General features: G+C 65.5%; 25 protein-coding genes and 1 tRNA gene. 20 read left to right on the top strand and 6 right to left on the bottom strand.

Going from position 1 to position 24407, the window contains the following annotated elements; genetic code table 11:
• Positions 1-131: 131 nt before the first annotated feature.
• From puuE to ACP150_RS05780, 4 genes are all read left to right on the top strand, one after another.
• Positions 132-1553: an allantoinase PuuE gene (puuE, locus tag ACP150_RS05795; protein WP_424965612.1), complete on the top strand. Its 1422-nt coding sequence runs from the start codon at positions 132-134 to the stop codon at positions 1551-1553.
• Between the two features lie 6 nt (positions 1554-1559).
• Positions 1560-2588, top strand: coding sequence for an allantoicase (gene alc, locus ACP150_RS05790; RefSeq protein WP_424965611.1), 1029 nt, complete (start codon positions 1560-1562; stop codon positions 2586-2588).
• Positions 2567-3076, top strand: coding sequence for an ureidoglycolate lyase (locus tag ACP150_RS05785; RefSeq protein ID WP_424965610.1), 510 nt, complete (start codon positions 2567-2569; stop codon positions 3074-3076). The genes alc and ACP150_RS05785 overlap by 22 nt, the downstream gene beginning before the upstream one ends.
• 61 nt (positions 3077-3137) lie before the next feature.
• Entirely contained in the window at positions 3138-4562 is a 1425-nt protein-coding gene (locus tag ACP150_RS05780; protein ID WP_424965609.1) for a nucleobase:cation symporter-2 family protein, read from the top strand.
• A gap of 106 nt (positions 4563-4668) precedes the next feature.
• Here ACP150_RS05780 and ACP150_RS05775 read toward each other — a convergent pair whose 3' ends face one another.
• Positions 4669-5658, bottom strand: a complete 990-nt coding sequence (locus ACP150_RS05775) for a type I glyceraldehyde-3-phosphate dehydrogenase (RefSeq protein ID WP_424965608.1) — start codon at positions 5656-5658, stop codon at positions 4669-4671.
• Between the two features lie 325 nt (positions 5659-5983).
• On the opposite strand from ACP150_RS05775, the gene ACP150_RS05770 reads away from it, so the two are divergent.
• From ACP150_RS05770 to ACP150_RS05760, 3 genes are all read left to right on the top strand, one after another.
• Entirely contained in the window at positions 5984-6544 is a 561-nt protein-coding gene (locus ACP150_RS05770) for a hypothetical protein (protein ID WP_424965607.1), read from the top strand.
• 163 nt (positions 6545-6707) lie between these two features.
• Entirely contained in the window at positions 6708-7028 is a 321-nt protein-coding gene (locus tag ACP150_RS05765; RefSeq protein WP_424965606.1) for a VPLPA-CTERM sorting domain-containing protein, read from the top strand.
• 71 nt (positions 7029-7099) lie between these two features.
• Positions 7100-7444 (top strand): winged helix-turn-helix domain-containing protein, encoded by a 345-nt coding sequence (locus tag ACP150_RS05760; protein ID WP_424966021.1) that lies wholly within the window; start codon positions 7100-7102, stop codon positions 7442-7444.
• A gap of 209 nt (positions 7445-7653) precedes the next feature.
• Here the strand turns inward: ACP150_RS05760 and ACP150_RS05755 are convergent, their stop codons facing one another.
• A complete protein-coding gene (locus ACP150_RS05755) occupies positions 7654-7842 on the bottom strand; it encodes a hypothetical protein (RefSeq protein ID WP_424965605.1) in 189 nt (62 codons plus the stop codon).
• A 305-nt stretch (positions 7843-8147) separates the two neighbouring features.
• On the opposite strand from ACP150_RS05755, the gene ACP150_RS05750 reads away from it, so the two are divergent.
• Positions 8148-8573 carry a hypothetical protein gene (locus ACP150_RS05750; RefSeq protein WP_424965604.1) on the top strand — a complete coding sequence of 142 codons (426 nt, stop codon included), beginning with the start codon at positions 8148-8150 and terminating at the stop codon, positions 8571-8573.
• 18 nt (positions 8574-8591) lie between these two features.
• Here the strand turns inward: ACP150_RS05750 and ACP150_RS05745 are convergent, their stop codons facing one another.
• Entirely contained in the window at positions 8592-9017 is a 426-nt protein-coding gene (locus ACP150_RS05745) for a VOC family protein (protein WP_424965603.1), read from the bottom strand.
• Positions 9018-9085: 68 nt separating this feature from the next.
• Between ACP150_RS05745 and ACP150_RS05740 the strand changes: the two genes are divergently transcribed.
• From ACP150_RS05740 to ACP150_RS05730, 3 genes are all read left to right on the top strand, one after another.
• Positions 9086-9676 carry a TetR/AcrR family transcriptional regulator gene (locus tag ACP150_RS05740; protein ID WP_424965602.1) on the top strand — a complete coding sequence of 197 codons (591 nt, stop codon included), beginning with the start codon at positions 9086-9088 and terminating at the stop codon, positions 9674-9676.
• Positions 9677-9796: 120 nt separating this feature from the next.
• A complete protein-coding gene (locus ACP150_RS05735) occupies positions 9797-11191 on the top strand; it encodes a cytochrome ubiquinol oxidase subunit I (protein WP_424965601.1) in 1395 nt (464 codons plus the stop codon).
• A 4-nt stretch (positions 11192-11195) separates the two neighbouring features.
• The gene (locus tag ACP150_RS05730; RefSeq protein WP_424965600.1) at positions 11196-12209 is read left to right on the top strand and encodes a cytochrome d ubiquinol oxidase subunit II; all 1014 of its coding nucleotides are present in this window, start codon (positions 11196-11198) and stop codon (positions 12207-12209) included.
• A gap of 179 nt (positions 12210-12388) precedes the next feature.
• On the opposite strand, the gene ACP150_RS05725 is transcribed toward ACP150_RS05730, so the two are convergent.
• Positions 12389-12961, bottom strand: coding sequence for a hypothetical protein (locus ACP150_RS05725; protein WP_424965599.1), 573 nt, complete (start codon positions 12959-12961; stop codon positions 12389-12391).
• A 95-nt stretch (positions 12962-13056) separates the two neighbouring features.
• Positions 13057-13704 carry a thiopurine S-methyltransferase gene (tmpT, locus tag ACP150_RS05720; protein ID WP_424965598.1) on the bottom strand — a complete coding sequence of 216 codons (648 nt, stop codon included), beginning with the start codon at positions 13702-13704 and terminating at the stop codon, positions 13057-13059.
• A 165-nt stretch (positions 13705-13869) separates the two neighbouring features.
• Here tmpT and gloB point away from each other — a divergent pair, with 165 nt between their 5' ends.
• Positions 13870-14640, top strand: coding sequence for a hydroxyacylglutathione hydrolase (gene gloB / locus ACP150_RS05715; RefSeq protein WP_424965597.1), 771 nt, complete (start codon positions 13870-13872; stop codon positions 14638-14640).
• Between the two features lie 471 nt (positions 14641-15111).
• Here the strand turns inward: gloB and ACP150_RS05710 are convergent.
• A tRNA-Met gene (locus ACP150_RS05710) sits at positions 15112-15188 on the bottom strand.
• Between the two features lie 562 nt (positions 15189-15750).
• Between ACP150_RS05710 and urtA the strand changes: the two genes are divergently transcribed.
• The 8 genes from urtA to ACP150_RS05670 all read left to right on the top strand — a co-directional run bounded on the left by urtA (position 15751) and on the right by ACP150_RS05670 (position 24399).
• Positions 15751-17034, top strand: coding sequence for an urea ABC transporter substrate-binding protein (urtA, locus tag ACP150_RS05705; RefSeq protein ID WP_424965596.1), 1284 nt, complete (start codon positions 15751-15753; stop codon positions 17032-17034).
• 106 nt (positions 17035-17140) lie between these two features.
• On the top strand, positions 17141-18754 hold the full coding sequence (gene urtB / locus ACP150_RS05700) for an urea ABC transporter permease subunit UrtB (RefSeq protein WP_424965595.1): 1614 nt from the start codon (positions 17141-17143) through the stop codon (positions 18752-18754).
• Positions 18755-19136: 382 nt separating this feature from the next.
• Positions 19137-20240 (top strand): urea ABC transporter permease subunit UrtC, encoded by a 1104-nt coding sequence (gene urtC / locus ACP150_RS05695; protein WP_424965594.1) that lies wholly within the window; start codon positions 19137-19139, stop codon positions 20238-20240.
• Positions 20237-20974 (top strand): urea ABC transporter ATP-binding protein UrtD, encoded by a 738-nt coding sequence (urtD, locus tag ACP150_RS05690; protein WP_424965593.1) that lies wholly within the window; start codon positions 20237-20239, stop codon positions 20972-20974. Before urtC ends, urtD begins: the two co-directional genes overlap by 4 nt.
• A gap of 1 nt (position 20975) precedes the next feature.
• Positions 20976-21671, top strand: a complete 696-nt coding sequence (gene urtE, locus ACP150_RS05685) for an urea ABC transporter ATP-binding subunit UrtE (RefSeq protein WP_424965592.1) — start codon at positions 20976-20978, stop codon at positions 21669-21671.
• A 213-nt stretch (positions 21672-21884) separates the two neighbouring features.
• The gene (locus tag ACP150_RS05680; protein ID WP_424965591.1) at positions 21885-22571 is read left to right on the top strand and encodes a haloacid dehalogenase type II; all 687 of its coding nucleotides are present in this window, start codon (positions 21885-21887) and stop codon (positions 22569-22571) included.
• Entirely contained in the window at positions 22571-23395 is an 825-nt protein-coding gene (locus tag ACP150_RS05675) for an alpha/beta fold hydrolase (protein ID WP_424965590.1), read from the top strand. Before ACP150_RS05680 ends, ACP150_RS05675 begins: the two co-directional genes overlap by 1 nt.
• On the top strand, positions 23392-24399 hold the full coding sequence (locus ACP150_RS05670) for a threonine ammonia-lyase (protein WP_424965589.1): 1008 nt from the start codon (positions 23392-23394) through the stop codon (positions 24397-24399). The genes ACP150_RS05675 and ACP150_RS05670 overlap by 4 nt, the downstream gene beginning before the upstream one ends.
• Positions 24400-24407: the final 8 nt, after the last annotated feature.

Raw genomic sequence — 24407 nt, 5'->3', positions numbered from 1 at the left:
GGCAGGGCTCGGCCAAACCTGCCGAAAAACTGCGCGAATGCCTATGGATTAGGTCTTTCAAAGTTTTATTGAAAAACACGCCGATTGTTTTGCATTAGAAGCAATTCCATCAGCGAGGGGAAATAAAAAACGTGAACCGCTATCCGCGTGACATGCAGGGGTATGGACAGACCCCACCGAACGCCCACTGGCCGGGCGGGGCGAAGATCGCTGTCCAGTTCGTCATCAACTACGAAGAGGGCGGCGAGAACTGCATCCTGCATGGGGATGCGGCCTCCGAGGCCTTCCTGTCCGAGATCGTCGGGGCCGCCGCCTGGCCCGGGCAGCGCCATTGGAACATGGAGTCGATCTATGAATACGGCGCGCGCGCCGGGTTCTGGCGACTGCACCGGATGTTCACCGCCGCCAATGTGCCGGTGACCGTCTATGGCGTGGCCACCGCGCTTGCCCGCGCGCCCGCGCAGGTCACCGCGATGCAGGATGCGGGATGGGAGATCGCCTCCCACGGGCTGAAATGGATCGAATACAAGGACTATGCGCCCGAGGACGAAGCCGCCGACATGGCCGAAGCGATCGCCCTGCACCGTGAGGTGACCGGCGCGCGGCCCACGGGCTGGTACACGGGGCGGTGTTCCGAGAACACCGTGCGGCTCGTGGCCGAGGAAGGCGGGTTCGCCTATGTCTCCGACAGCTATGCGGATGACCTGCCCTATTGGGTGCGCTACGGCGATCAGGATCAGCTGGTCATCCCCTATACGCTCGACGCCAATGACATGCGCTTTGCCACGCCGCAGGGCTTCAATTCCGGCGATCAGTTCTACGCCTATCTCAAGGACAGCTTCGACGCGCTCTATGCCGAGGGGGCCGCGGGTGCGCCGCGCATGATGTCCATCGGGCTCCATTGCCGCCTCGTGGGGCGGCCCGGGCGGGCCCAGGCCCTGCAGCGCTTCATCGAGTATGCCCAGACCCATGCGGATGTCTGGTTCGCCCGGCGGATCGACATTGCCGAGCATTGGCACGCGACCCACCCGGCGCCCGCGCCCTGGGATCGCCCCTCCGAGATGGACCGGGAGGCTTTCGTCGCCGCCTATGGCGGGGTGTTCGAGCATTCGCCCTGGATCGCCGAGCAGGCCTGGGAAGGCGAGCTGAGCGCCGTCCATGACACGGCAGGCGGGCTGCACAATGCCCTCGCTCGGAAGTTCCGCGCCGCCGATGAGGCCGCGCGCCTCGGCGTGCTGCGCGCCCATCCGGATCTCGCCGGAAAACTCGCCGCCGCCAAGCGCCTGACGGCGGAATCCACCGCCGAGCAGGCCGGGGCCGGGCTCGACGCGCTGACCGACGCCGAGCGCGCGACCTTCAGCGATCTCAACACGCGCTACACCGACCGCTTCGGCTTTCCCTTCATCATCGCGGTCAAGGGGCTGAGCAAGGACGACATCCTGAGCGCCTTCCAAAGGCGGATCGAGAACACGCGCGACACTGAATTTGAAACCGCATGCCAGCAGGTGGAACGCATCGCGCGCCTGCGCCTGCAAGACATGCTACCGGAGTAACCAAGAATGAGCCCTGAGCAACAGGACCCCAATATCCCCCTTTTCGTACGAACAGGCATCAACCTCGCCTCGGCTGGGTTGGGCGCGCGCGCGCTCTATGCCTCTGACGAGTTCTTCGCCCCGCTCAACCGGATGCTGCAGGACCAGCCGGCGATCTTCATCCCCGACAAGTTCGACGCCCATGGCAAGTGGATGGACGGATGGGAAACCCGCCGCCGTCGCGGGGGCGGGCATGACCTGGCGGTGATCTCGCTCGCGGCGCCGGGCCGGATCCTCGGCTTTGACGTGGACACCTCTCACTTCACCGGCAACTACGCCCCCGCCGTGATGATCGAGGCGGCCAATTGCGACGGCGACCCCACCGACGAGACCCGCTGGATCGAGGTGCTGCCCCACAAGGCCCTCGGCGCCTCGGCGCATCACTATTTCAACTGCAAGAGCTTTGAGAGCTGGACCCATCTGCGCATCCATATCTTCCCCGATGGCGGGGTGGCGCGCCTGCGGGTCTATGGCATCCCCGAGCTCGACCCGACCGAGGACGGGCAGGATATCGAGCTTTCGGCGGCCCTGAACGGCGGCCGGATCCTGAGCTTCTCGGACGCCCATTACGGCGACTACATGCGGCTACTGGCCCCCGGGCGCGGGGTGAATATGGGCGATGGCTGGGAAACCCGCCGCCGCCGCACCCCGGGCCATGACTGGATGGTCATCGCGCTGGGGGCCAAGGGGCGGGTCAATCGCTGCGAGATCGACACGGCCCATTTCAAGGGCAACTTCCCCGACCGTGCCTCGATCCAGGCGGCGGATCTGGCGGTGTTCGGCGACGGGCTGACCGATGCCATCGTCACAGATTCGATGTTCTGGCACACGCTCCTGCCCGAGGTGAAGCTGACCGCCGATACGATCCATGAGTTCACCAGCGAGCTCGCCGATCTGGGCGCGATCACCCATATCCGCTTCAACATCTTCCCCGATGGCGGGGTCAGCCGGTTGCGGCTCTTTGGACGGCCCGAATGGTCGCCGGGCTCGATTTGAGCGGGCGGATCACCGCACAGCCCCTGACGGCGGCGCGGTTCGCGGCCTTTGGCGACGTGCTGGAGGTGGCGGGCGCGCCGGACAAGCTGATCAATCAGGGGCTCTGCGGGCGACACCATGACCGCGCAACGCTCGATTTCGGCCCCGGCGGACGCGCCGGGATCAGCCTGTTCGACGCCGAGCCCCGGGCGCTGCCGCTCAGGCTCGAGATGGTGGAGCGGCACCCGGAAGGCTCGCAGGCCTTCATCCCCATGGGCAGCGATCCGTTCCTGGTCGTGGTGGCCCCGGATGACGCGGGCCGCCCGGGTCGGCCCGAGGCATTCCTGACCGTCCCCGGTCAGGCCGTGAACTATCACCGAAATACCTGGCACGGGGTGCTCACACCGCTCCACGCGCCCGGGTTGTTCGCCGTGGTCGATCGGATCGGATCCACGCCGAACCTGGAAGAACACTGGTTCGACACACCCTACGAGGTGGTTGCGCCGTAAATCCGCGCGACGGGGACGCCAGAAGCCCCGCCGCTCCATCAGGAAGGAAGAAAGGCCCCTCATGGCAGATACCTCCATTGGAACTCCCGCGCAGTTGCGCGACCCAAATTTCACCCCCCCGCTGGCCAAGGCCATCCCGCTGGGCATCCAGCATGTGCTGGCGATGTTCGTCTCGAACGTGACCCCGGCGATCATCGTCGCGGGCGCGGCGGGCTTCGGGTTCGGCTCGAACTCGCCGGATTTCCCGGAATTGCTCTACCTCATCCAGATGTCGATGCTCTTCGCCGGGCTCGCGACCCTGCTGCAGACCATCACGCTCGGTCCGGTCGGCGCGGCCCTGCCCATCGTGCAGGGGACAAGCTTTGCATTCCTGCCGATCATGATCCCGCTGGTAGCGGGCAAGGGGGTCGATGCCCTCGGCGCGCTCTTTGGCGGCATCATCATCGGAGGGCTGTTTCATGCGCTGCTCGGGCTGGTGATCGGCAAGATCCGCTTCGCCCTGCCGCCGCTAGTGACAGGCCTCGTGGTGACGATGATCGGCCTCGCGCTGGTCAAGGTCGGCATCCAATATGCGGCGGGCGGTGTCCCGGCCATCGGCACGCCGGAATATGGCAGCCTGCTGAACTGGTCCGCAGCGCTCATGGTGATCTTCGTGACCCTCGGGCTGAAGTTCTTCACCAAGGGGATGCTGTCGATCTCGGCGGTCCTGATCGGCCTGATCGTGGGCTATGTCTACGCCATCATGGTCGGCATGCTCAGCATCGACGCGATCACCGGCTCCTGGGAGCGGTCCGCCGCCTTCGCCCTGCCGCAGCCCTTCAAATACGGGTTCGAGTTCTCCTTCGCGGCGATCCTCGGCTTCTGCCTGATGGCTTTCATCTCGGCGATTGAAACCGTGGGCGATGTCTCGGGCATCACCAAGGGCGGCGCAGGCCGCGAAGCCACTGAAGAAGAAATCAAGGGCGCGACCTATGCCGACGGCTTCGGCTCGGCCCTGGCCGGGATCTTCGGCGGCTTCCCGAACACCTCCTTCAGCCAGAATGTCGGCCTGATCGCCATGACCGGTGTGATGAGCCGCCATGTGGTGACCTGCGGCGCGATCTTCCTGATCATCTGCGGGCTCGTGCCCAAGGTGGGTGGCATCATCCGCACCGTGCCCATCGAAGTGCTCGGCGGCGGCGTGATCGTCATGTTCGGCATGGTCGTGGCCGCGGGCATCTCGATGCTCTCGGATGTGGACTGGAACCGGCGCAACATGGTGATCTTCGCCATCGCGCTCTCCGTGGGCCTCGGCCTGCAGCTCGAGCCGGGCGCGGTGCAATACCTGCCCGACACCCTGCGCATCCTGATGACCAGCGGCCTGCTGCCCGCTGCGGCCATCGCCATCGCGCTGAACCTGATCCTGCCCGAAGAGCTTTCCGAGGAATCCACCGAGGAAGTCTCCGGCGGCCTCAAGGGCAACGCGAAGGGCTCCCTGCCCCGCTAACCAAAGGCGGGCGCGTCGATCCCGGCGCGCCCCCTCCCCCTTAAGTCTGCAAATATCCTCGCCGAAGGCGCACAGCCACCACAGGCGATCCCGCCCGCAGCGGGGCTCAGAATTTCGACATCCGGATCGCCACGTCGAGCATCCGGTTCGCGAAGCCCCACTCATTGTCATACCAGCCGAAGACCCGCACCATGCCGCCATCGCTGACCTGGGTCTCGGGCGTGGCCATGACGATGCTCTCGGGCCGCTGCCGCAGATCCGAAGACACCAGCGGCTTGCCGGTCACCCCGATGATCCCGCCCTCGGCCCCGCGCAGCACCGCATTGACCGCCGCACGGTCAGGGCCCTGCCGGGTCATCACGCTCAGATCCACCGCCGAGACGCTGGCCACCGGCACCCGCACCGCCGATCCCTGGATCCGCCCGGCCAGCCCCGGCAGCACCAGATCCGTGAGCGCCTGCGCACTGGTGGTGGTCGGCACCATGGACAGGGCCGCCGCCCGGCTCCGCGCCGGATTGGCCATGGGCATATCCACCGTGGGCTGCGAGCCGGTATAGCAATGCACCGTGGTCATATGCCCGGTCTCGATCCCGAACGCCCCGTCGAGCAGCTTAACCAGCGGCGCCACGGCGTTGGTCGTGCAGGAGGCGTTCGAGACGATCCGGTGCTCGCGGCTCAGATCCGCGTCATTCGCCCCCAGAACCAGCGTCCAATCCGCCTCCAGCGAGGGCCCCGAGACCAGCACCCGGCGCGCCCCCGCCTCGAGCGCGCGCTCGGCAAAGGCCCGGTCCGAGCCGCGCCCGGTGCATTCCATCACCAGATCCACGCCCGACAAGTCGCGATCCCGCAGGTTCGCCACGGTGGAAAACGGAATGCGCCGCCCATCCACCACCAGCGCGCCATCCTCGGTCCGAACCTCGCCGCGCCAGGGGCCGAAGACACTGTCATACTCAAAGAGATAGGCGCAGGTCTCCAGCGGCGCGATGTCGTTCACGCCGACAATCTGCAGCCCGGGCCAGCCGCCGCCGAGCCAGGCCCGCAAGACAGACCGACCGATCCGGCCAAAGCCGTTGATGATGACACTGTACTGACGCATGGGGGGCCTCCTCGCCCATGACATGACCCAAGCGCCCGCCCCGCGCAAGATCCAGTCCCGCGATCCCGCATGGAGCCAGATGCTGGTCCGAAGCCCACGCCCAGCCAGACAGACCGCACAGAACAAAGGCATGTGCCCGCCAGCTCCTGCCCGGTATCGGGCGCAAGTTGGCATCAGGCGCAGACCTGTCGCGGCTTGCGGACACAAAACCCGCTACAAAAGCCCTGCGCATTGACTCGCAGCGGCCACAGTCGCCAGAGTTAACCGAATTTCATCCACCTGGCCCGCCTCAGGTCGTCCCCGTCGCTTTCAAACGCGGGCACGTTTGAAAGCGACGGTGACATCAATAACAGCCGTGGGACGATCGAAAACAGGGGCGCGTTTGAAAGCGGTGGCGGGCATCTATAACAGCTCCGGAACAATCACAAGCGCGGGCACGTTTCGAAGCGGTCGCGGCATCGATAACAGCTCCGGAACAATCACAAACGCAGGCACGTTTCAAAGCGGTGGCGACATCGATAACAGCTCCGGAACGATCACAAACGCGGGCACGTTTCGAAGCGGTGGCGACGTCGATAACAGCCGTGGGACGATCACAAGCAGTGGTTTGTTTGCAAGCGGCGGCGATATCAACAGCTCTTCTGGAGTAATCCAGAACAGTGGCACCTTCATCACTGGGGACATCGATACTGAGGGCGGAGAAATTGAGAATACCGGGATTTTTCACGTAGACGGCAATATCACCGGAGTTGATGGAAACTTTCGACAAACCAAAGGTACCATCATTCTCGAGGGCGACATGGATCTGAACACCATTCGCATCGAAGGTGGAACGGTTGAGGTCAAACGGGGGCTTTCTCAAAGCCGACCTCAGCCTCGCGTTTAACAACACCAGACTGTCGATCGGCAATGGGGACCGATCCTTGCTGATTGCGAGGAACCCTGGCAGCGCCGGGTCTGCCTCTTTCGCACAGGGATCTGTCGTCGACATTCTCCTTGATCCGACCGAGGGTGGAGTTGCGCTTGAACTGAACGGAACACTGGCGATCTTGGATACGGTCACGTTTCAGATCGACTTCGTTGACGGCACAAATATCGAAGACGGGGATATCTTTGATCTGCTCACCGCGGACTTTATCTCCGGGTCCTTCGATGTCGCAGACATGTCCAACTTTGCCTTTCCCGACATTTTCGGGATCGACTGGAGCGTGTCCATCGTGAGCGATGGACTCGTTACAAATCGCCAGATCCTGCGCGCCACGGCCACCGCCTCCGCCGTCGCCCCGGTCCCTCTGCCCGCGGGGGTCTGGCTGCTGGGCGCGGGACTGCTGGGTCTTGTGGGCCTCAAGCGCCGCCGCGCGCCCGCCTGACCCCAAGCTCCGCGAAACTGGCGGGGATGTGCGCACCTCAAGGATCCCGCCGCACCTGAAACAGGCTTGTCCTGGCGGACCCACCTCCTGCATCCTTCGGTCCTGCACTGATCTTTGCATTTGGCGCCTATCGTCTGGACACCGATCTGGTTGAGCGCCACGGCCCTTTCGGCGCCGTCGCGCTGGAGCCGAAATGCTTTGCACTCTTGCGCCATCTGGTGGTCAATCGCGCCCGCAGCGTGTCCAAGGACGAGATCTTCGAGGTGATCTGGCCCGGCGTCTTCGTCTCGGACGCGGCCCTGTCGACGGCGATCAAGCAGGTGCGCGCAGCCGTCGGCGATAGCGGGCAAGCGCAGGCGGTGATCAAGACCGTGCGCGGCTTCGGCTATCGGTTCGTTGCCGATGTGGAGCCTTAGGACACAGCCGTGCCGGCCACCCCTGCGCCCGAGCCGGGGGGGCCGACCGCGCCCCTTGACGGGGGACGGCCCACCATCGCCGTGCGGCCTTTTGAGCTTCTGGGCGCGGCCCCCTCGCAGCAGGCCATCGCCGAGGCCATCCCCGCCGAGCTGATCGCCTCGCTCTCGCGCTTGCACTGGCTCAATATCATCGCCCGGGCGCCGAGCTTTCAGATGCCCGAACCGGGCAGCTGGTCTGGACCGAACGGCTGGTCGGCGCGCGGGACGAGATCTATGACCTGCGCGCGCAGTTGGCCCGGGGCCTCGCGATCGCGCTGGAGAGCCGCCTGCCCAGCCACGAGGCCGAGAAGCTGCGGCACCATCCCTCCGAGAGCATCGATGCCTGGGGGCACTACCATCTCGGGATCCGGCACATGTTCCGTTACAACCGCGCGGACAACCAGATCGCCGCCGGGCACTTCCAACGCGCCCTGTCGCTGGATCCGCACTTCGCCGGGCCCATGCGGGGCTGTCCTACACGGAGTTTCAGATTGCGTTTCAGCATTTCGAGGGCGAGAGCGCGGCCCATACGCGCCAGGCCCTGCACCAAGCGGCCAACGGGCTGCGCCATGACGAGCACGATCCCTTCTGCAACCTGATCTATGGCCGGGCCAAATGGCTCGAGGGCCACCCGGAGGACGGGCTCATCTGGGTCAAACGCGCGGTGGAGCTCAACCCGAACTCCGCCTTTGGCGACTACAACAGCGCGACCCTGCAGACCGTGCTCTGCGCGGGGCAGGACGCGGACCAGAACGTGGCGCGCGCGCTGTTTCTCAGCCCGATGGACCCGCATCTGCAATCGATGTTCGGCACGTGCGCGCTCGCGGCCTTCGTGACCGACGATCTGGCGGCTGCGATCCGGTACTCGGACCGGGCTGTCGCGGCGCCGAACCCGCATCTCTATGTCTTCATGATCGCGGCGGCGGTGTATAATCGGGCGGGCCATGCGGACAAGGCCCGCGCCTGCGTCGATCGGATCCGTGCGCTGAACGCACCCTTCGGCAAGACCGACTTCCTGACCCATTTCAACCTGCGCGATCCGGATCGGCTTGCCGCCCTGTCCGAGGCGTTCGACAGTCTGGACATCTGAGAGATCGCGCGGCCGGGATCAGACGGGCAGTGCGTCGGCGCTGTATTGCTCGGCGAACCCCGCCGCGGGCGGGATCGGCCGGATCACGTCGATCAGCACACCGTTGGGATCCCGCGTGATGAAATGGCGCTGGCCAAAAGCCTCATCCGTCAGGGTCTTGAGGATCGGCAAGCCCGCTGCCTCGACCCGGGCGAACTCCGCATCCACATCTGCGACCTCGAAATTCAGGATGAGCCCGCCGACAACGCCCCGGCCCTCTTCCGGGATCGTCTCATGATCCGCTTGCAGAATGGCAAGGTTCACAGCCGGATCCTCGCAGGATTGCAGATGGCAGTACCAATCCGCCGCAAAGGCCTCGCGGAAACGGAAATGGTCAAGATAGAAGGCCTTGGTCTCGGCGACATCGCGGGTCTGGATGACAGGGTAGTATTGGGTGCATTTCACGTTGCGTCTCCTTTCTTGCAAACATACAGTATGTATGTATCCAGACGATAAACATACAGGCTGTACGTATGCAAGAAGAAAAGCAGACGCGGACCAACAAGGCGCGCACCGAGGCCACGCGCGCCGCGCTGATCGCTGCCGCGCGACAGCTGTTTTCCGAGAAAGGCTATGCCGAGACCTCGACCCCCGAAATCGTCCGGGCCGCTGGGGTGACACGCGGCGCGCTCTACCACCATTTCGAGGACAAGACCGCCCTCTTTCGGGCCGTGATCACCGAGGAGTATCAGGCTGTCGCGGCCCAGATCACGGCTGAGGCCACCAGCCAGCCCGGTTCCACCATCGACGCCTTGCAACTGGGCAGTCGCGGCTATCTCGCGGCGATGGCCGATCCCGGGCGGGTGCGGATCATGCTGCGGGACGGCCCCGCGGTGCTCGGCCAGGCCGCGCTCGACACCATCGACCGCGAGACCTCGGCGGATGCGCTCCGCGCGGGCCTCGCCGCCGCCATGGAGGCAGGCGAGATCCGCACCCTGCCGCTCGACGCGCTGACCGTGCAACTCTCGGCGCTGTTTGATCGGGCGGCGCTCTCGGTGGCCGAGGGCGGCTCGGCCGAAGCCCATCTGCAGGTGATCGACGCGCTCCTGGCCACGCTCAAATGACCCGCCCCGTCGGAGCGGGACAGCGGGTCGCACCCTCTCTCTCTGGCAACCCTGAGGTGAAAACCTAATTCTGAAACAAGACAAAAAGACCAGGCATATGAACCCCCGAGGAGGTCCCCGATGGACACCCTGATCCTGTCGCGCATCCAGTTCGGCGCGAATATCTCGTTTCACATTCTGTTTCCCACCATCACCATCGCGCTTGGCTGGGTGCTGCTGTTCTTCAAGCTGCGCTTTCAGGCCACGCAGGACGGCAAATGGATGGAAGCCTACCGCTTCTGGGTGAAAGTCTTCGCGCTGACCTTTGCCATGGGTGTCGTGTCGGGCATCACCATGTCCTTCCAATTCGGCACCAACTGGCCGGGTTTCATGGAAAGCGTCGGCAATATCGCGGGGCCACTCCTGGCCTATGAGGTGATGACCGCCTTCTTCCTCGAGGCGGTGTTCCTCGGCATCATGCTCTTCGGTGTCAGCCGCGTGCCGCCCTGGCTGCATACGCTGGCCACCTTCCTCGTGGCCTTCGGCACCACGATGTCGGCCTTCTGGATCCTTGTCCTGAACAGCTGGATGCACACGCCTGCCGGGTACGAGATCCGCGATGGGGTGGTGCATGCCACGAACTGGCTCGAGATCATCTTCAACCCCTCGCTGCCCTACCGATTCTTCCATGTGCTGCTGGCCTCGGGCCTGACCGCGTCCTTCCTGCTGGCCGGGCTGTCGGCCTTCCGCTGGCTGCGCGGAGACCGCTCGGGCGGCATGCGCGCCGCGATGAAGACCGGTGTGACGGTCGCCGCCTTCCTGATCCCGGTGCAGATCTTCGTGGGCGACCAGCACGGGCTGAACACGCTCGAGCATCAGCCCGCCAAGGTTGCCGCCATGGAGGGGCACTGGGACGGCGAGGAAAGCCCGGTGCCGCTGATCCTCTTCGCGATGCCGAATGAGGAGACGCGCGAGAATGACTTCGCGATCAAGATCCCCTATGTGGGCTCGCTGATCCTGACCCACAGCCTCGATGGCAAGATCCCCGGCCTGAACGACTTCGTCACCGAAGACGGCGAGATCCTGCACCCGCCCGTGGCCAAGGTGTTCTGGTCGTTCCGGATCATGGTGGCGACCGGCATGGCGATGCTGCTGATGAGCTGGGCGGCCATGTGGTTCATGCGCAAGGGCCGCGGAATGGAGGGTCTGCCGAAACCGATGTTCTACGGCTTCGTGGCCATGGGCTTTTCCGGCTGGATCGCCACGCTGGCGGGTTGGTACACGACCGAGATCGGACGGCAGCCCTGGCTGGTGGACGGCGTGCTCAAGACCGCCGACGCGGTGGCCGATGTGCCCGCGGGCATGGTGCTCGGCACGCTGATCGCCTATCTCGCGGTCTATGCGGCACTGATCGTGTGCTATGTCAGCGTGCTGACCTATCTCGCCGCCAAGGCCGCCAAGGGCGAGCCCACCCGCATCTTCGACATGCCGCGTTCCGGCGAGGCCGAAGTGCGCATCATCAACCCGGCGGAGTAGACCCATGTCCGAGATTTTCGCCGACCAGACCCAATGGCTCCCCCTGGTCTTTGCGGCCCTGATGGGCCTGTCGATCCTAATCTATGTGGTGCTCGACGGGTTCGATCTGGGCGTGGGGGTGCTCTTTCCCTTTGCCGAGGACGCCGAAAAGGACCGCATGGTCGCCTCGATCGGCCCCTTCTGGGATGCCAACGAGACCTGGCTGGTGCTGGCCATCGGCATCCTTCTGGTGGCCTTCCCCTCGGCCCATGGGGCGATCCTGACGGCGCTCTATCTGCCCGTGGCGATCATGCTGGTGGGGCTGATCCTGCGCGGCGTCTCCTTCGAGTTCCGCGCCAAGGCCCCGGCCAAACAGAAACCCGCCTGGAACATGGCCTTCTTCATCGGCTCGATGATGACCTCGCTCAGCCAGGGGTTCATGCTGGGCCTCTATATCATGGGCCTGCAATGGACGATCCTGACCGTGGGCTTTGCCCTGCTGACGGCGGTGTTCCTGACCGTGGCCTATTCCTTCATCGGCGCCACCTGGCTCGTGCTGAAGACCGAAGGCGCGTTGCAGAAGAAAGCCGTCGCTTGGTCGCGCGGCGGGATCTGGGGGCTGGTGCTGGGGCTTGGGGCGGTCTCGCTCGCCTCGCCGCTGGTGAGCCCGCGGATCTTTGACAAATGGTTCTCCTTTCCCGAGATCGTGCTGCTCGCCCCCCTGCCCTTGATGTTCTGCCTGCTGATCGGGCTCCTCTTCGTGGGGCTCAAGCGCCTGCCGACTGCCGATGACAGCTTTGCATGGTTCCCCTTCGCGGCGACCATCGTGCTGTTCATCCTCGCCTTCTTCGGGCTTGCCTACTCGTTCTACCCTTACGTGGTGCCCGAGCAGCTCACGATCTACGAGGCGGCGAGCGCGCCCGAGAGCCTGCTGATCATCCTCTTCGGGACGATCTTCGTGCTTCCGGCGATCCTCGGCTACACGGTGCTGAGCTACGTGATCTTCCGCGGCAAAGCCCGCGCGCTGAGCTACGACTGACCACAGGGCGGCGGCCCCGCCGGGTCGCCGTCAATGCCCCTCCCCGGCAAGGCGTCTGTGCTGCGGGGAGGATCCCCCCCTGGCCAGCTCACCACACCTGAGGCCCGTGGAACGCCGCCCATCGGCGCGCCCGCGACGGCCACAGCTTCACCAACCGGCGGATCGCACCGTCCTGCGCGCTACATCATCGCCGCAGGCGAGAGCGCAGTGAAGACGCGGATATAGTCGCCGGGCGAAGAGCCCGCCCAATAGACCCAGAGCCGCGCGGGGTTGTCCTCGTCGATCCAGACATAATCGCCCTGCTCCAGCCCGCGCAGATCGGTGCTGATATAGTTGACCTGCGTATTGGCGAGGAAATCCGTCGCATCCATCGACGCGGGCAGCGCGGCCACCCCGAGGATCGGCGCATCGAACTCGACCCAGCCGTAATGCACACCGTTCACACTGTCGAAAAACACGTAATGGCTGGCCACGACCTCGCCTTCGGGGATCACCCCGTCGATCCCGCCCACATCCACGGCGATCGGAGCCATCAGGCGGATATTCTGATCCTCATCGAAGGCATAGAGGTGATCCGTGTTGAAATTGTCCCGCCCCACATCGAAGGGCCTGTCGGTCTCGAGGATGACGAACTGCCCCTGCCCACTCTGGCGCAGGATCTGACCGTCGAGCACGGTCGCCAAGGCCGGGCCCGCCAGCCCGCCTGCGAGCGCTGAGGCCAGCGCGGCCTTCCATAGTCCCGATCCGATCATCCGCGCCCCTCTTTCCTGTTGCGCAACAGGCTAGGCGCGGGCCCGCCCCCGGGCCAGTCGCAGGCGCGCGCCTCGCAGAAACGTGACCGCCGGGCCTAGCGCAGTTTCGGGCGAAGCTGGCTGACCCGCTCTTCGCCGCCCCCCGCACGCAGGGCCACCGGACCGCCCAGCGGACGGGTCGCGCGGATCTCGATCTCGTAGGTCTCGGCGTAGTGGCGGGCGACTTCATCGACGGGCACCGAGAAGGGCGGGCCGTCGGTCTGGCTCTGGTCATAGGTCAGGGTGACCAGCAATTGCGGCGCGGCCCCGGTGACCTGCACCAAATGCCGGGCATAGCGCGGCCGGGTCTCGGGCGGCAGGGCGATCAGCGCCGCACGATCATAGATCGCCGCCACGGGGCCCAGCATCTCGGCGGTCAGGGCAAAGGCATCGCCCACGAACAGACGCAGACCCGGCGCCTCAAAACACTCGAGCGCCCCCAGCCGCGAAACCTGCGGCGCAAGGCCCAGCCGGTCGAATACCTCGGCGACGGCCATGCGGTTGAACTCCACCCCGGTCACGGCAAAGCCCCGGTCCCGCAGCCAGTCGAGATCGAGGCTCTTGCCACAGAGCGGCACGAAGACCGGCGCGCCCGGGGCCAGGGCCAGCGCGGCCCAGTGATCCGTCAGCAGCGCGTTGGCCTCGGGTTCGTGAAACCCGATCCGGTTCTCGCGCCACCTTTCCTCCCAGAATGCCTCGTCCATCCGCGCCTCATCTCCTCTGTTGCCCCCGAGTGCTGCCTTCCGGCGGGGGGCCGGGTCAAGAGGGCAGCCCGCGACATGGCGAGAAATCCGCGGGCGCGGTCTGCCTGCCCTTGCCAAACAAAGCGCGCTTCGATTGTCTGAACCCAGAGCGTGGAGGCAAGCGATATGGCACTCGAGATTTATCAATACCCCTATGGTCCCGGCGCGAATTACGGCGTGCTGCTGCATGATCCGTCCTCGGGTCAGACCGCGTCCGTGGATGCTGGCGAGGCCGCAGCCCTGATGACCGCGCTGGACAAGACCGGCTGGGGGCTGACCGAGATCTGGGTGACCCATCACCACCATGACCACACCGACGGGATCGAAGAGGTGAAGGCCGCCACGGGCTGCACCGTGATCGGCCCGAAGCCCGTGAGCCAGCCCATCGCAGGGGTGGACACCCGCTACGGCGATGGCGAGAGCTTCGAGTTCTCCGGGCACCGGGTCGAGGTGCTGCACACGCCGGGCCATACCACGGACATGATCAACTTCTACCTGCCCGTCGAGAGGGTGGTCTTCACCGGGGACACCCTGTTCGTGATGGGATGCGGGCGGCTCTTTGAGGGCGACGGGCCGATGATGCATACCAGCCTGCAGAAGCTGACCACCCTGCCGCCCGAGACGGTGATCTATTGCAGCCATGAATATACCGAGGCGAATGCCGGGTTTGCCCTGACCGTGGATCCCGACAACACCGCCCTGCGCGAGAAGGCCGCGACCGTGAAAGCCCTGCGGGCTCAGGGCAAGCCGACAGTGCCGACCACGTTGGCCGAGGAGCTGGCGACCAACCCCTTCCTGCGCGCCGCCGATCCCGCGATCCGGGCCCATCTGGGGATGGAAGGGGCAAGCGATGCCGAGGTATTCACCGAGATCCGCCGCCGCAAAGACAACGCCTGAGCACGGCCCGGTGGCGCCGTCCGTGCCGGACGGCGCGGACCCACATCACCCTTCACGACATGCAGGATGGTGATCCTGCGCTCGCCCGCTCTGCCCCGAGGATCCCGGCGCGGGATCCTCACCCCGCATGACCACGGTCAGGCGCATGATTGCGGAGGGGCGCTTGCCGGAGCTTCCCCGGCGCTGCAGATGCCCCAATGTCCACGTGACCCGCGTGCCCGCCCAAATGGCCTTAGGTCGGTGGCACAGGCCTTTGCCCTGCCCCGCCTGACACCTCTTGCAGGGCCACATGTCCGATGGCGCGCCGGTCAGCGTCACGCCCGCCCATTCAACACGCCGCCACCCGGATCACGGGCCCAACGCGGCCACGGCGGCACACTGAAAAGACAGGGGGATCATAGGTCTCCTCGTCGCCAGTCGACGCTCGGCGGGCGGAACGGGCCCGGGGCTCGCTCTCTCTGCTGCAGGAGGTGGTGGCGTGGGGGAGACTTGAACTCCCGACCTAACGATTATGAGTCGTTCGCTCTAACCAACTGAGCTACCACGCCATCGTGCGCGGCTGGGTATGACACCCGTGTGGGGGCGTCAAGAGCCTTTCGCGCGACTTCGCGACCTGACATGGCCGGGGCGACAGAAAGACCCGCTTCGCGCCCCGCCCGGGGTGCCGCGCCCCTGCCCGGGGTGCCTGTGGCGCGGGCTGCGCGCCGCCGCGCGTGAAATCCTGTGCGTGACGCTGCAATGCGGCAGAGGGCGTGCATACGCAGAAAACCGCGCAAAACAGCTTTGAGAACTGCGCACAAATTAGTCACACCGCGCAAAACGCGAGCAGATGCGCTCAATTCTTGCCGGTTGACGCGCTCTGGTGGCGCTGACAGCGCGATTCTCGGTTCTTCCGACGGGATGGCTGGTCGAAGTTGCCCCCGCGCTCAGTTGCGGTCAGCCGCTCAGGGCGCAGGAGGTGTGCGACGGCGTCGTTCCTGGCAGTTCTCTGCCGCCGCACAATGCAACAAAAAAACGCTGCGTATGGGCATGTATGCAGATCCTGGTCCGGTTTCAATCCATCGGGCCCGTACCTGCCCCCACGCAGTCATGGCTTTGGGAAACAAGCATATGACAAAATTTGGGAAATCCTTGCTGCTGGGCGGCGTCGCCACGGCCCTCATGTCCACCACGGCGCTGGCACAGGACGAGACAATCAAGGTCGGCATCCTGCACTCGCTCTCCGGGACGATGGCGATCTCCGAGACGACGCTCAAGGACGCCATGCTGATGCTCATCGAAGAGCAGAACAAGAAGGGCGGCGTGAACGGCAAGATGCTCGAGGCGGTCGTGGTCGACCCGGCTTCCGACTGGCCGCTCTTTGCCGAGAAGGCGCGCGAGCTGATCGAGGGCAATGGCGTGGACGTGGTGTTCGGCTGCTGGACCTCCGTGTCGCGCAAATCCGTGCTGCCGGTCTTTGAAGAGCTGAACTCCCTGCTGTTCTACCCGGTGCAGTACGAAGGTGAGGAAAGCCAGCGTAACGTGTTCTACACCGGTGCGGCGCCGAACCAGCAGGCGATCCCGGCGGTGGATTACCTGATGAACGAAGAAGACGTGGAGCGTTGGGTCCTCGCGGGCACCGACTACGTCTATCCCCGCACCACCAACAAGATCCTCGAAGCCTATCTGCAGTCCAAAGGCGTTGCCGCCGAGGACATCATGATCAACTACACGCCCTTCGGTCACTCCGACTGGCAGACGATCGTGTCCGACATCGCCTCCTTCGGCGGCGCGGGCAAGAAAACCGCCGTGGTCTCGACCATCAATGGCGACGCCAACGTGCCGTTCTACAAGGAACTGGGCAACCAGGGCATCTCCGCCGAGGATATCCCCGTGGTGGCCTTCTCCGTGGGTGAAGAAGAGCTCGCCGGTCTCGACACCGAGCCGCTCGTCGGTCACCTGGCCGCGTGGAACTACTTCATGTCCGTGGACACGCCCGAGAATGACGCATTCATCGACGCATGGATCGACTTCATCGGCGACGAAGACCGCGTGACCAACGACCCGATGGAAGCCCATTACATCGGCTTCAACATGTGGGTCGAGGCCGTCGAAGCCGCTGGCACCACCGATCCGGATGCAGTCATCGACAGCATTGTCGGCGTCTCCGTGCCGAACCTGACCGGTGGCTATTCCACTATGCTGCCGAACCACCACATCACCAAGCCGGTGCTGGTGGGCGAGATCCAGGATGACGGTCAGTTCGACGTTGTGTGGGAAACCTCCGGCCTCGTGCGGGGCGATGCATGGTCCGACCACCTGCCCGAGAGCGCGCCGCTGATCTCCAACTGGCTGCCGCCCATGTCCTGCGGCAACTTCAACACCGAAACCGGCGTCTGCGGCGGCGGCTCTTAAGCCCTGCCCCTGTCGCGGCCCTTGCCGGGTCGCGACACCGCCTGACTGTCATGGCCCCCTGCTCTTGCGGCGGGGCCGTGATCTTCTCTGACCCCCGAGAGACACCATGACCCTTCTTCGCCTCTGCGTCGCGGCCCTGTTGACTTGTCTTGCCGCCCTGACTGCGCCCGCCGCGTCGGCTCAAACCTTCGAAGAGCTTGTGGCCAAGTTGCCCGATGGCAAGTTTCCCGAACGCGCAGCCGTGGTGACACAGCTGGGCGTGCTGGGGGATCCGCGCGCCGTGCCGGTGCTCGAGGTGCTCCTTGAGGGCAATCTGCACGTGCTGAAAGCCAATGACCGCGTGGTCGAAGTGCGCGAGGTCGCCGATGACGACGTGGCCTATGATGCGCTGACGGGCGAGGAATACGGGATCGTGCCCCGGCGCGGCTCGACGAAGATCCGGGTGAATAACGGGCTGCGGCGGGATATCCGTGCGGCCATCGGCACGCTGACCCTGCGTGCGCCCGACCCGGCCCTGCGCCTGGCGGCCGCCGAGGCGGCCTTCCGCGCCCCGAATGTGGACCAGCTGGAGCTGTTGCGCACCGCACGCGACGAAGAAAGCGATGAGGGTGTTGCCGAGGCGCTCGATTTTGCCATTGCCGCGACCGTGCTGGAGGGCGATCTGCCCGAAGCCGAACAGGTTGCTGCCATCGAGGTGCTGCGCGAGATGGGTAATCAGGAGGCGCTCGGCGTTCTGACCCCGCTCCTGCAGGCCACGAACCCGACGCTTGCGGCGGCAGCGGCGGATGCGGTCAGGGCCATCGAGGACAATCAACGCCTGTGGAACATGGCGCAGAATGTGTGGTTCGGCCTGTCCCTGGGCTCGGTCCTGCTGCTGGCGGCGATCGGGCTTGCGATCACCTTTGGCGTGATGGGCGTGATCAACATGGCCCATGGCGAGCTGGTGATGATCGGGGCCTATACGACGTTTTTCGTACAAGAGATCATCCGTTCCTCGTTCCCCGGGCTCTTTGACTGGTCGCTGCTGATCGCGGCCCCGCTGGCCTTTGTGATTGCGGGCGGCGTCGGCGTGGCGATCGAGCGCGGCTGCGTGCGCTTCCTCTATGGCCGCCCGCTGGAGACGCTGCTGGCGACTTGGGGGATCAGCCTGATCCTGCAACAGACCGTGCGCTCGATCTTCGGGCCGAACAACCGCGAGGTGGGCAATCCGAGCTGGATGTCCGGCGCGTTCGAGGTCGGGCAGATGACGATCACCTATAACCGGCTGTGGATCCTGCTCTTTGCGCTGGCGGTGTTTGCGATCCTGCTCTTCGTGCTGAAGAAGACGCCGATCGGGCTGCAGATGCGGGCCGTGACCCAGAACCGGGCGATGGCGGCGAATATGGGGATCCGGACCGGCTGGGTCGATGCGATGACCTTTGGTCTGGGCGCCGGGATTGCCGGGCTGGCGGGCGTGGCGCTCAGCCAGATCGACAACGTGTCGCCGAACCTCGGCCAGAGCTACATCGTGGACAGCTTCATGGTCGTCGTCTTCGGCGGAGCCGGAAACATCTGGGGCACGCTCGCCGGGGCGTTTTCGCTGGGCATCGCGAACAAGTTCCTGGAGCCCTATGCAGGGGCGGTGCTGGCCAAGATCCTGGTGCTCGTCTTCATCATCCTCTTCATCCAGAAGCGGCCGCGCGGGCTCTTCGCGGTGAAGGGCCGGGCGGTGGAGAATTGACGATGACCTTAACACATCGTGACCCCGCCGCGCGCCAGTGCCCGACACTTGCCCGACACATGCCCGACGCACGGCCGACGCAGGGCCGACCGGGTCGGACCCAGGGTGTCGAACCCCTCTGGCAGGGGGATACGTGGCTCTCCCGCCCCCGGCTTTCGGACCGCTTCGCGGTGCCTCATCCGGCGTTGGGCCCAGCCGCGCGCGCATACGCGCGCGGCGGTCTCGCCCGGAAGCCCCAGCGTCTTTTGATGACCACCGCCTTGCCTGAGGCGCGTCCGCCGCGTGCGCCCGCACGCGGCCCGGCCCAACGGGAGGCGCTGCCCGGCAGGGCGGCAACGACGGGCGGGAGCCCCCTTTCCTCACTCACCCCCGGAGGCCTGCTATGAGCCGTCTCATCGACCGCCGCATGGGCATTTTCCTCGCCGGACTCTTTGTCCTCACGGTCGCCATCCCCGCTGGCAACCTGTGGATGGAGGGCCAGCCGGTCCCGTCCTATGTTGTCAGCCTCCTCGGCAAATACCTCTGCTACGCGCTTCTCGCCGTCGCGCTCGATCTGGTCTGGGGCTATACGGGCATCCTCTCCCTAGGCCATGGCGCCTTCTTTGCCTTGGGCGGCTATGCCATGGGCATGCACCTGATGCGCGAGATCGGGGACCGGGGCGTCTATGCCAATCCCGACCTGCCGGATTTCATGGTTTTCCTGAATTATCAGGAGCTTCCGTGGTTCTGGTACGGGTTCGATCAGTTCTGGTTCGCCTGCCTGATGGTCCTCCTGGTCCCCGGCGCTCTGGCGTTTGTCTTCGGCTGGTTCGCCTTCCGCTCCCGGGTCACGGGCGTGTATCTGTCAATCATCACTCAGGCCATGACCTATGCTTTGATGCTCGCCTTCTTCCGCAACGAGATGGGGTTCGGCGGCAATAACGGCCTGACGGATTTCAAGGACGTCCTCGGCTTTGACCTGCAATCGGACAGCACCCGCGCCGCCCTCTTCGCGCTCTCGGCGCTGGCCCTGACCGCCGGCCTGCTGATCTCCAAGGCGATCACCACCTCCAAGCTCGGCCAGATCCTCGTCTGCGTCCGGGACGCCGAGAGCCGCACGCGCTTTCTCGGCTACCGGGTCGAGAGCTACAAGCTCTTCGTCTGGACCGTCTCGGCCATGATGGCAGGCGTGGCAGGCGCGCTCTATACGCCCCAGGTCGGCATCATCAACCCGGGCGAGTTCAGCCCCGCGAACTCCATCGAAATCGTGATCTGGGTCGCCCTGGGCGGGCGCGGCACCCTTGTGGGCGCGGCCATCGGCGCGATCCTCGTGGCCCTGTCGAAAACCCTGCTTACGGGCTGGTTCCCCGAGATCTGGCTCTTCGCCCTCGGCGCGCTCTTTATCTTCGTGACGATCTTCATGCCCAAGGGCGTGCTGGGCGTGGTGGAAAACGCCCTGAAGCGCAAACCCAAACCGGGCGCGTCCCCTGAGGAGGCAAAGGCATGAGCATCCAGCTGTCCCTGAACGGCGTGAACCGCAGCTTTGATGGTTTCAAGGCGATCAACGACCTCAGCCTCCACGTGGAGAAAGGTGAGATGCGCGCCATCATCGGCCCCAATGGCGCCGGGAAGACCACGATGATGGACATCATCACCGGCAAGACCCGCCCCGATGAGGGCGAGGTCCTGTGGAACCAGACCGTGGACCTGACCAAGACCGACGAGGCCGACAGCGCCCGCCTCGGCATTGGGCGGAAGTTTCAGAAACCCACGGTATTCGAGACCCATACGGTGGCGGACAATATCGCGCTGAGCCTCAAAGCGGACCGCTCAGTCTGGACCACGCTGTTCAACCGCCGGACCGCGGCGGAAGAGACGAAAATCACCGAGCTTCTGGAACTGGTCAAACTCGACAGCGACCGGGACCGGCTGGCCGCGGATCTCAGCCATGGGCAAAAGCAATGGCTGGAGATCGGAATGCTGCTCGCCCAGGATCCTGAGCTGTTGCTGGTGGATGAACCCGCCGCCGGCATGACCGACGCGGAAACCATGCGCACGGCGGAACTGCTGCGGGGCATTGCCGGGCAGCATACGGTGATCGTGGTCGAGCATGACATGGACTTCGTGCGCGCCCTCGACTGCCGCGTCACCGTCCTGCATCAGGGCCATGTGCTGGCCGAGGGATCGCTGGACCATGTCTCGGCGAACCCGCAAGTCATCGAAGTTTATCTGGGGCGCTGAGATGCTGACGATCGAAAACATCGACCTCCATTACGGCGCGGCTCAGGCGCTGCGCGGCGTCTCGCTCACGGCGGAAACCGGCAAGGTCACCACTGTGCTGGGGCGCAATGGTGTGGGCAAGACCACCCTGTTGCGGGCCATCACCGGGCGACAACCGATTTCGGCGGGCCGCATGGACTGGGAGGGCGCCGACCTGTCACGCCTGCGCGCTGACGGTCGCGCCCGGGCCGGGATCGCCTCGGTGCCGCAAGGGCGCGAGATCTTCCCACTGCTCACTGTGCAGGAGAACCTCGAGACCGGATTCGGCGCCCTGCCCCGCAGCCTGCGCCATGTGCCGGACGAGGTCTTCACCCTGTTCCCGGTGCTCAAAGACATGCTCGGACGCCGCGGCGGCGATCTTTCGGGCGGTCAGCAGCAGCAGCTCGCCATCGGACGCGCCCTTGTGATGCGTCCCCGTCTTCTGGTTCTGGATGAGCCCACGGAAGGGATCCAACCCTCGATCATCCAGGATATCGGACGCGCTATCAGCTTCCTGCGCGACAGGGGCGACATGGCCATCCTGCTTGTGGAACAGTATTTCGACTTCGCCCGCGACCTCTGCGACAGCTTCGCGGTGATGGATCGCGGCCAGATCATCAAGTCCGGCACCCGCGCCGAGATGGATGAAACCGAACTGCGCGGACTTCTGACCGTCTGACACGCCCCTTTCATTGTTCCTGAAATACTCCGGGGGTCCGGGGGCAGCGCCCCCGGGGGGTGAAGCTGCGCGCGCCCGTCAGCCGCGCATGGGTGTCACGGACAGACGCCTCCGGCGGGAGTATTTGGGGAACAATGAGGCGAAGCGCGCGCCGGAAGGTGACTTGCGCCGCTTCCCTGCGCGGGTCATCCTCGCGCCAGAACGGAGCCTCAGATGACGATCACCACCTGCATTTTCGACGCCTATGGCACCCTTTTTGATGTCAGCGCCGCGGCCCGCGAAGCCGCCGCAGAACCCGGGCGCGAGGCCTTTGCCGAAAAATGGCCCGAGATCGCGCAGAATTGGCGGCTCAAACAGCTGCAATACACCTGGCTGCGCGCAATCACCGGGCATCATTGCGACTTCTGGCAGGTAACGCAGGACGGGCTCGACTGGGCGCTCGAAGCCTCGGATCAGGGCGACCCGGACCTGCGCGCGCGGCTCTTGCAGCTCTACTGGGAGCTGTCGGCCTATCCGGAGGTGCCCGCCATGCTGCAAGCCCTCAAGGATCAGGGTCTTGCCACGGGGATCCTGTCCAACGGCTCGCCGGACATGCTGGCGGGTGCTGTGAACAGTGCCGGTCTCGGCCCGCTTCTCGACGATGTGCTCAGCGTCGAGTCGGTGTCGATCTTCAAGCCCGCCGCACTGGTCTACGACCTTGTGGGCGCCCGGTTCAACTGCGCGCCGGAGGAAGTTCTGTTTGTTTCGTCCAATGGCTGGGATGCCGCTTCGGCGGCCGCTTACGGCTTCCGCACAGCCTGGGCCAACCGTGCCTCCGAGCCGGTCGACCGGCTGCCCGCCACCCCAGACCGGGTCCTCGCGGATCTGCGTCCCCTTCCCGTCCTTGTGAAAGAGTTCTGATGCCCCAGATCACTGCCCCCGATGGCACCCGCCTGTTCTACAGCGACGAAGGCACGGGTGTGCCGATTTTGTGCCTGTCGGGCCTGACGCGGACCACGCGCGATTTCGACTATGCCATGCCTCATCTCACGGGCTGCCGGGTGATCCGGATGGATTATCGGGGGCGCGGACAAAGCGACTGGGCCGATCACGCCAGCTACACCTTGCAGCAGGAGGGGACCGACGCGCTGCAACTGCTGGATCATCTCGGCATCGACAAGGCCGCGATCCTCGGGACCTCACGCGGCGGGCTGATCGCCATGGGGCTTGCGGCAGTGGTCAAGGACCGGCTCCTGGGCGTGTGCCTGAACGATATCGGGCCCGAACTCGACCCCAAGGGGATCGACGTGATCAAGGGCTATCTGGGACATAACCCGGCCTTCAAGACTCATGCGGAAATGGCCGCCGAACTGCCCAAGCTGATGCGCGGCTTCGCCAATGTGCCCGCCAGCCGCTGGATGGAGGAAGTGACCAAGCATTATACCGAGACCGAGCGTGGGCTGCAGATCACCTATGATCCGAAACTGCGCGATGCGGTGCTGGAATCCGGCGCGACCCCGGCCCCGGATCTCTGGCCGTTTTTCGATGCCTTCGAGGGGCTGCCATTGGCGATCATCCGCGGGGCCAATTCGGATCTTCTCAGCGCCGAGACGGTGGCCGAAATGAAGCGCCGCCGCCCGGACATGATCGTGGCCGAGGTGCCGGACAGGGCCCATATCCCCTATCTTGACGAGCCGGAAAGCATCGCGGCGCTGCGTGCTTTCATCTCAGCGCTCGGCGCATGATCGCACCGGACCCCGGGATGATCCGCGCGGCTGCCGCGCGGCTTGCGGGGCATATCCGGCGCACGCCCCTCCTGCACGCGCCCGCGCTCGACGCAGTTGCCGGGCGCAGGGTCTGGGTGAAGGCCGAAGCGCTGCAGCATACGGGCTCTTTCAAGGCGCGGGGAGGCTGGGCGGCGGTGTCCGCCCTGACGGAGACCGAGCAGAGGCGCGGTGTGCTCGCCTATTCCAGCGGGAACCATGCCCAGGGGGTGGCGCGCGCCGCCAAGGCCTTTGGCGTGCCTGCGCTGATCATCATGCCCCGCGACGCCCCCGCGATCAAAGCGGAGACGACCCGGGCGCTGGGGGCGGAGCTGGTCTTTTACGATCGCGCCACGGAGAACCGGGAGGAGATCGGCGCGGCGCTCATGGAGGCGCGCGGTCTGACCCTGATCCCGCCCTATGACCATCCGCAGGTGATGGCCGGTCAGGCCACGACCGGGCTGGAGATTGCCGAACAAGCGGCCGAGGTCGGGGTCGACACGGCGGATGTGCTGGTCTGTTGCGGGGGCGGCGGTCTCAGTGCCGGCACGGCGCTGGCACTGGCGGACACCGCGCCGGATCTGCGGGTGCGCACCGTGGAGCCGGAGGGATTCGACGACATGGCCCGCTCCCTCGCGGCGGGGACGCGGGTGACCAATGCGCAGCGCAGCGGTTCGATCTGCGATGCGATCCTGACGCCGACCCCAGGGCAGCTGACCTTTCCTGTCCTGCAGGCGCGGGCCGGGCCCGGGCTGGTGGTCAGCGAAGATGACGCGCTGCGGGCCATGGCCCTTGCCGCGCAGCATCTGAAACTGGTGTTGGAACCGGGCGGCGCAGTGGCCCTGGCCGCGGCGCTGTTCCAGCCGGAGGCTTGCGCAGGCCCGGATGTGATCGCCATCGCCACGGGCGGAAATGTCGAGCCCGGGATGCTGGCCCGCGCCTTGGCACGGGGACCCGCGCAAAGCTCGGCGTCCGCCAAGTCCTGAGATGCCGT

Source organism: Dinoroseobacter sp. S375, from assembly GCF_049800775.1.
In the GTDB taxonomy this organism is placed as follows: domain Bacteria; phylum Pseudomonadota; class Alphaproteobacteria; order Rhodobacterales; family Rhodobacteraceae; genus Dinoroseobacter.
This window is presented reverse-complemented; position numbering and strand designations above follow the sequence as displayed.